General features: G+C 31.4%; 6 protein-coding genes and 1 tRNA gene. 4 read left to right on the top strand and 3 right to left on the bottom strand.

Features of this window, described 5'->3' with window-relative positions; translation table 11 throughout:
- Positions 1-589: 589 nt before the first annotated feature.
- The gene (locus DCO46_RS21680; protein ID WP_116754560.1) at positions 590-823 is read right to left on the bottom strand and encodes a DUF2007 domain-containing protein; all 234 of its coding nucleotides are present in this window, start codon (positions 821-823) and stop codon (positions 590-592) included.
- A gap of 109 nt (positions 824-932) precedes the next feature.
- Here DCO46_RS21680 and rnr point away from each other — a divergent pair, with 109 nt between their 5' ends.
- Genes rnr through DCO46_RS21665 form a run of 3 tightly spaced genes read left to right on the top strand, consistent with a single transcriptional unit; the run spans position 933 to position 4,502 of the window.
- On the top strand, positions 933-3,113 hold the full coding sequence (gene rnr, locus DCO46_RS21675; RefSeq protein WP_116754559.1) for a ribonuclease R: 2,181 nt from the start codon (positions 933-935) through the stop codon (positions 3,111-3,113).
- 25 nt (positions 3,114-3,138) lie between these two features.
- A complete protein-coding gene (locus DCO46_RS21670) occupies positions 3,139-3,807 on the top strand; it encodes a head GIN domain-containing protein (RefSeq protein ID WP_116754558.1) in 669 nt (222 codons plus the stop codon).
- Positions 3,808-3,821: 14 nt separating this feature from the next.
- Complete coding sequence (locus DCO46_RS21665; protein ID WP_116754557.1) at positions 3,822-4,502, top strand: LysE family translocator; 681 nt, start codon at positions 3,822-3,824, stop codon at positions 4,500-4,502.
- Positions 4,503-5,088: 586 nt separating this feature from the next.
- Here the strand turns inward: DCO46_RS21665 and DCO46_RS22830 are convergent.
- Positions 5,089-5,159: transfer RNA gene (locus tag DCO46_RS22830), tRNA-Cys, on the bottom strand.
- Between the two features lie 94 nt (positions 5,160-5,253).
- On the bottom strand, positions 5,254-5,613 hold the full coding sequence (gene folB / locus DCO46_RS21660; RefSeq protein WP_116754556.1) for a dihydroneopterin aldolase: 360 nt from the start codon (positions 5,611-5,613) through the stop codon (positions 5,254-5,256).
- Positions 5,614-5,720: 107 nt separating this feature from the next.
- Here folB and DCO46_RS21655 point away from each other — a divergent pair, with 107 nt between their 5' ends.
- Positions 5,721-7,838: a glutamine--tRNA ligase/YqeY domain fusion protein gene (locus DCO46_RS21655; RefSeq protein WP_116754555.1), complete on the top strand. Its 2,118-nt coding sequence runs from the start codon at positions 5,721-5,723 to the stop codon at positions 7,836-7,838.
- Positions 7,839-7,923: the final 85 nt, after the last annotated feature.

The following is a 7,923-nucleotide window of genomic DNA, read 5'->3' as shown; positions in this document are numbered from 1 at the left end:
ACTTATTAACATTTTTGATAACTCTATAAGTATCTCATTATCAATAAATAATAAACAGAATATTTGTTAAAATTTTAGAGTGTTAATAGTAAAACCTAATTCGTTGATATTCAATTAACTTTAAGTTAACATTATTTGTTAATAAGTTCGAAAAGAAAATTAGAAGTTTTTTTTGGTCATATCGAAAAAAAACCTAATCCAAAATCGGAATTAAAAATCCTAATAAAGTTTGAGGAATTTTTAGAAAAGTTATCAATACTAAAAATATCATTTTAAACAGAAATCGACATGTCAACTTATTTACAATTTCAATTCATTTTTGGTTGTTAACCATTGTTAATTAAAATAAGAAAAGGCTTAAAAATTAATCTTTTAACTGCAAATAACTATGTTGATAACTCAGTATAAATAAGTAAAACGAGATTTCAATGACTTTAAAAATAAATTTATTGGACATATTAACACGCTATAATAACCATCAAAATTTAATTAAATTTAAAATTTCTTTTTTGTTGTATTTAATATATGTTGAAAACTTTGAAAGTTGAAAATCAAAAAAAAATATTTTTGAAATGAAATTTAGTTTGATTCAGACAATTTTGAGAGGATTGTTAAGATTGTCCAGAATGGTCTGAACCTGATCGAAATCGTTGGGATGAACTTTGAGTTTAATACCACCCAGCGCCGCAGAGTACATTGGGACTACTGATAAGGTGATTTCGTTTTCAAAATAGTATGGAATCTCTTCCTGATCTAATAAGTGTTTGAGAATAACCGTTTCGTGGTCGTAATTGAATATGGCGATAGTTTTAAAGCTTTCCATAAAAGGTCTTTTTATAAAGATACGAAAGTTATAATTTTAATAATTCTATTTGTTTAAATCTTTTATCTGATATCTTATTTGTAATTTTAAACTTTATAAGAAAAGATATATGAGTAAGAAAATTAGAAAGCCGATAAAAAATGAAAAGGATTTTTCAGGAAAAATACTGAAGATTTTATCGCAAAGCCCTAATAAAGCATTTAACTACAAACAGATAGCAGCAAAGCTTGAACTTGACGATACAAAAAGCAGAAACCAGATTATAAAAGATTTAAAAATTCTGGCTTCGTCTAAAAAAATAGTAGAATCTGAACCTGGTAAATATTTAGTAAAAGCAATAAGTCAGGATTATTACGAAGGAACAATTGATATGACGAGCAGAAAAACGGCGTATTTTATTTGTCCCGATTTTACTGAAGATGTGTTCATTCCGACCAATAATCTGAACAGAGCTCTGGATAAAGATAAAGTTAAAGTCTACGTTTATAACAGAAGAAAAGGAAAAAGACCTGAAGGTGAAGTAATTGAAGTTGTAGAAAGAGATAAAACTGAATTTGTCGGAGTAATTGATATTCAGGCCAACTTCGCTTTTGTTTCTACAGCAAACCCTAAGATGTATACGGATATTTTTATTCCAAAAGATAAAATAGGAGAAGCAGAAAACGGAGATGTTGTTTTGGTTAAGATTGAAGACTGGCCCAAAAGAGCCGATAGTCCGTTTGGATCTGTAATTCGGGTTTTAGGAAAACCAGGAGAACACAATACAGAGATTCACGCCATTTTAGCAGAATATGGTTTACCATCGGATTTTCCGGTAGAAGTAGAGGTCTATGCCCAAAAAATTGATACCTCAATTCAGGAAACTGAAATTGCAAAACGTCGTGATATGCGTGATACGCTTACGTATACGATAGATCCAAAAGATGCAAAAGATTTTGATGATGCATTGTCTTTCAAAAAGTTAGAAAACGGAAATTACGAAATCGGTATTCACATTGCCGATGTTTCGTACTATCTTGAAGAAGGAACTATTCTGGATGATGAAGCGTATCAAAGAGCAACTTCTGTATATCTGGTAGATAGGGTAGTGCCAATGCTTCCGGAAGTTTTATCCAACTTTGCCTGTTCGTTACGTCCTCATGAAGAGAAATATACTTTCTCTGCCGTATTTGAAGTTTCTCCAACAGCTCAGGTTATTAACCAATGGTTTGGCCGAACGGTAATTTATTCTGATCAGCGATTTGCGTATGAAGAAGCACAGTATATTATTGAAACAAAAGATAATACGATTCCGGTTGATATTTCTATTACCGGTGAATCTTATGTTGTTGCAGATGAAATTGTAGAGGCCACTTTAAAATTAGACGAATTAGCTAAGATTTTAAGAAAGAAAAGAATGCAGAATGGTGCTATTTCATTTGATAAAGTCGAAGTAAAATTCAATCTTGATGCTGAAGGAGAACCGGAAGGAGTTTATTTTAAAGTTTCAAAAGATGCCAATCATCTTATTGAAGAATTTATGCTTCTGGCCAACAGAAAAGTGGCAGAATATATCGGAAAACAGAAGAAAGCTTTTGTTTATCGTATTCACGATGAGCCAAATGAAGATAAACTGATTGCTATGCAAACGGTTATTGCAAAATTTGGTTATAAAATTGATTTTAGGAATAAAGCTGATATTTCGAAATCACTGAATGCTTTGATGGAAGAAGTGAATGGTAAAAAAGAGCAGAACTTAATTGATACTCTTGCGATTAGAAGTATGAGTAAAGCCAAATATTCGACAGATAATATTGGCCATTATGGTTTGGCTTTTGATTATTACAGCCATTTTACTTCACCAATTCGTCGTTATCCGGACGTTATGGTACATCGTTTGCTGCAATATTACCTTGACGGAGGTGCTTCTGTAGACGAAGAAACATACGAAACAAAAAGTCTTCATTGTTCTAACATGGAAAGTTTAGCTACAAATGCAGAACGTGACAGTATCAAATACATGCAGGTTAAATATATGCAGGATCATCAGGATGAAGAATTCCTTGGTGTTATTTCAGGTGTTACAGAATGGGGAATTTATGTTGAAATCGTTTCTAACAAATGCGAAGGAATGGTTAGAATCAGAGAGATAAAAGATGATTATTATACTTTTGATGAAAAGCAATATGCCTTGGTTGGCGCTACATCAAACAGTATTTTACAGTTAGGGGATGAAATTTACGTTAAGGTAAAAAATGCAGATTTAGTTAAAAAACAATTAGATTTTCATTTTCTACGAAGAGCGGAATAATTGTTAAATTTTAAAAAATAAAAATATGAAAAAATTAATTATAGGAGCTGCAATATTAGTTGCACAACTATCTTTTGGACAGGTTACTAAGGATTTAGGAGATTTTGATTCCGTTAAAGTTTTTGATAAATTAAGTGTAAAATTAGTACAGTCCTCAGAAAACAAGATTGTGATAAAAGGTGCGCGTGAAGCAGAAGTTGAAGTGGTAAACAAAAAAGGTTTATTAAAATTAAGAATGCCTTTTCCTAAACTTTTATCAGGAAATGATTTAGATATTACCGTGTATTACAAACATATAGAGTTAATCGATGTTAATGAAGGCGCAAGTGTTACAAGTGAAGGAACTATAAAAGCAACAGCTTTTAAAGTAAGTGCGCAGGAAGGAGGAAAAATTAACGTAGATTTGGACGTTGATAAACTAAATGTAAGTTCTGTTTCCGGAGGTGAAATTACGATTTCTGGTAAAGCAGCAAATCAGGATGCAGGTTTAGGTGCCGGAGGATATCTGCTGGCAAGTAAATTAGAGACGTCTCAGACTAAAGTAAGCGTTTCTGCGGGAGGAAAAGCAGATGTGAATGCTTCTACACTTGTTGATGCAAAAGTGAGCGCAGGAGGCTCTATTTACATTTACGGAAAACCAAAACAAATTAATCAGAAAACAGTTTTGGGAGGAAAAATTGAACAGGTAAAGTAACTAATTGTATTTGAATGATAAATGATATTTTAACTGGGCTGCCATGGGGACTTTTTCTAAGCTTTATGGTAGGCCCGGTATTTTTTATACTTCTTGAAACCAGTATTACAAAAGGATTCAGAGCAGCAATGGCTTTTGATTTAGGCGTAGTACTAGGAGATATTTTTTTTATAGGAATTGCTTATTTAGGAAGTTACAGATTAATTCAAAGTTTAAAAGATAAACCTGCACTCTTTATTTTTGGAGGAATTATCATGCTGGCCTATGGCATAATTTCTTTTGTTAGATTAAGAAAAGAGGCAAAAATTGATGACGAAGAAATAGATCGTGATATTATAAAAAGAAACTATGGCAGTTTATTTATCAAAGGCTTTATTTTGAATGTTATCAACATTGGAGTTCTTGGTTTTTGGTTAGCGGTAATCATTTCCGTTGGACCAAAATTAGAAATGCAGAACACAAGAATGTTCACTTTTTTTGCTTCAGTTATCATTACTTATTTATTAGTTGATTGTATTAAAATTCTATTAGCCAAACAGTTAAAATCTAAAATGACTCCTAATAATATTTTAAAAATTAAGAAAGTGATTAGTATCGTTTTAATGATTTTTGGAGTAGTGTTAATAACCCAGGGATGGTTTCCAAAAGAAAAAGAAATGGTTAAAAATGCTTTTGAAAGAATTGAAAATAAGTAGTTGTTAATAACTCAAAAATATAAAATTAAGCCTCTGAATTTCAGAGGCTTTTTTTGTTTATAATATTGACTCCTGTTTGTCATTCTGAGGAACGAAGAATCACACTAGAAACTCCGCAATGTATATCGTCAATCTTTGTCGATTACCGCGTGAGATTCTTCGTTCCTCAGAATGACAAGATTGCGGAAAAATTAAACAAAAAAACCTCTAATTTTTTTGAAATTTTTAGAGTTATCATCCGGATTCGAACCAATATATTTAATTAATTTTTTCTAAAAATTAAACATAAAAACCTTCATTTTTCTTTTGAAATTTTTAGAGTTATCATCCGGATTCGAACCGATATGTTTAATTTTTCTTAAAAATTAAACATAAAAAAACCTCTAATTTTTTTGAAATTTTTAGAGTTATCATCCGGATTCGAACCGATATATTTAATTAATTTTTTCTAAAAATTATACATAAAAAAACCTCTAAGTTTTTTGGAATTTTTAGAGTTATCATCCGGATCCGAACCGATATATTTAATTAATTTTTCTTAAAAATTATACATAAAAAAACCTCTAAAGAAATTTAGAGGTTTTAGAGGCATCGTCCGGATTCGAACCGGAGTAGGAGCTTTTGCAGAGCCCAGCCTAGCCGCTCGGCCACGACGCCATTGCTTGAACGGATGGCAAAAGTAACCAAAATCTTTAAAATTCAAAAGTTTAAAGTAAACTATTTTAAAAATTTAGTTTTTGCTTAGTAAAAATTATTTTCTAATTTCCGTCATTTTTATAGTAACTGACTCAACATCACCGCCAATAGGAGGATTTATTTTAGAAACCCAAACGGTTGTTTTTATTACTGTTTCAATCTCATTTAAGACACGAATGTTGATTCTTTTGGCCACATGCTCTAATAAATGGGAACGAATTGCCATTTCTTCTGTCACAATTTTGTTTAAATGAACGTAATCTACAGTGTCTAAAAGGTGATCTGTATCTGCAGATTTCTGCAGATTAGTTTTAATTTTTAAGTCGACAGTGTAATCAGATCCTATTTTTCCTTCTTCGATCAGACATCCGTGGTAAGAAAAAGTACGGATATTTTTTAGTTTTATAACTCCCATTTTTATATTGTTTCACGTTTAAAGTTTCAGGTTATGCGCCACTTAAATAACTTTAAACCTGAAACCTGAAACCTTTTTTTTATCTTTGCTAAAATTACTATAAAATAATGGCATCAGAAGAGAAATCACTCAATTTTATTGAACAAATCATAGAGGAAGATTTAAAATCAGGTCTTTCACAAAACAAACTTCATTTTCGTTTTCCACCAGAACCAAATGGTTATTTACATATTGGCCACGCAAGTTCTATTGCATTAAATTTTGGTTTAGGAATTGATTATCAGTCACCTGTAAATTTACGTTTTGACGATACAAATCCGGAAAAAGAAGAACAGGAATTTGTTGATGCAATTAAAAAAGATGTAGAATGGCTGGGATATAAATGGGCAGAGGAGTGTTATGCTTCTGATTATTTTCAGCAACTGTATGACTGGGCAGTTTTATTAATTAAAAAAGATAAAGCATATGTTGACAGCCAATCATCTGAAGATATGGCGATTCAGAAAGGAACTCCATCTACAGAAGGTGTTGACAGTCCGTTTCGAAATCGTTCCGTAGAAGAGAATTTAGACTTATTCGAAAGAATGAAAAATGGTGAATTTGAAGCAGGAACTCATATTCTTCGTGCTAAAATTGACATGAAATCTACTAATATGTTAATGCGTGATCCTATTATGTACAGGATTTTGCATAAGCATCATCATAGAACTGGAGACAACTGGAAAATCTATCCGATGTACGACTGGGCGCATGGGCAAAGTGATTATTTAGAGCAAATTTCTCACTCATTTTGTACGTTAGAATTCCTGCCTCACCGTGAACTTTACGATTGGTTTTTAGATCAGATTTTAGACGAAAATAAACTACGTCCGAAGCAAAGAGAATTTGCAAGACGTAACTTATCACATACCGTTGTTAGTAAAAGAAAATTACAGCAACTCGTTAAGGAAAAGCATGTTAAAGGCTGGGATGATCCAAGAATGTCAACTATTTCAGGATTGAGAAGGAGAGGTTATACAGCCGCATCTTTACGTAATTTTGCTAATACAATTGGTATTGCAAAACGTGATAATTTAATAAATGTTTCCGTTTTAGAGTTTTGTATTCGTGAGGATTTAAACAAAATTGCACCTCGTGTAATGGCAGTTTTAGATCCTGTTAAATTGATAATTACAAATTATCCGGAAGGAAAAGAGGAGTGGCTTGAAGCTGAAAATAACCAGGAAGATGAAAATGCAGGTTTCAGAAAAGTACCATTTTCACGTGAATTATATATTGAGAGAGAAGACTTTTTAGAAGATGCTCCGGCTAAATATTTCCGTTTGACTTTAGGAAAAGAAGTACGTCTTAAAAATGCTTATATTATTAAAGGAGAATCAGTTATAAAAGATTCAGAAGGTAATATTACAGAGATTCATGTCACTTATGATACCGATTCTTTAAGCGGAAGCGGGACAGAAGCAAGTCAGAGGAAAGTATCCGGAACTTTGCATTGGGTTTCTATTCAGCATGCTGTCGAAGCAGAAGTTCGTTTGTATGATCGTTTGTTTACAGATGAAGCTCCTGACAGTTATAAAGAGAAAAATTTCTTAGACTTTGTAAATCCAAATTCATTAGAAATTGTAACCGGATTTGTTGAACCAAGTTTAGCAACAGCTCAAAATGAAGACAAATTTCAGTTTCAAAGATTAGGTTATTTTACTGTTGATAAAGACTCAACTGATTCAAAATTAGTATTTAACAAAACTGTTGGATTGAAAGATGCCTGGGAAGAGAAAGGTAAAAAAGAAGAAAACAGCATCAATAATTCTTTAAAAGAAATCAACAAATATTTTAAAGTTGAAAGTAAACCGGAACGAATTGCAATTGAAAGTGCAATAGGGGAGAGCATTAAAAATGTTTCCAGTTTTTCTTTACTGCAGAATTCATTAAAGAAAAATATCAACAATAATAAGGCTTCGCTGTTGTTTTCTCAATTTATTTTAAAATATTCGAATTGGAAATCTTCAGATTTTGAAGAAGATGATATTAAGAAATTATATTCAATGTCTCTTAGAAGTGAATCTACTTATGTTCGATCAAAAGCACTTTTGAATTTGAGAGATTTAGAAAATGAAATTTTAAAAAGTCAATATGAGGATGAAATCTTGAAACTATATTCAAATTCTCCAAAAAATGCATCAGAGAGAGAAATTGAAATTTTATCTGAGATGGTAAAAAAATAAAATAATTAGAATCTATGGAAAAGCGCTTTTTATAAGCGCTTTTTTTATTATATATAAAATCTATTAAAATCATATATTTAATAAT

Source organism: Flavobacterium sp. HTF, assembly GCF_003105115.1.
Classification (GTDB): domain Bacteria; phylum Bacteroidota; class Bacteroidia; order Flavobacteriales; family Flavobacteriaceae; genus Flavobacterium.
The sequence above is the reverse complement of the archived record's forward strand: the minus strand, read 5'-3'. Positions and strand labels throughout refer to the sequence as shown.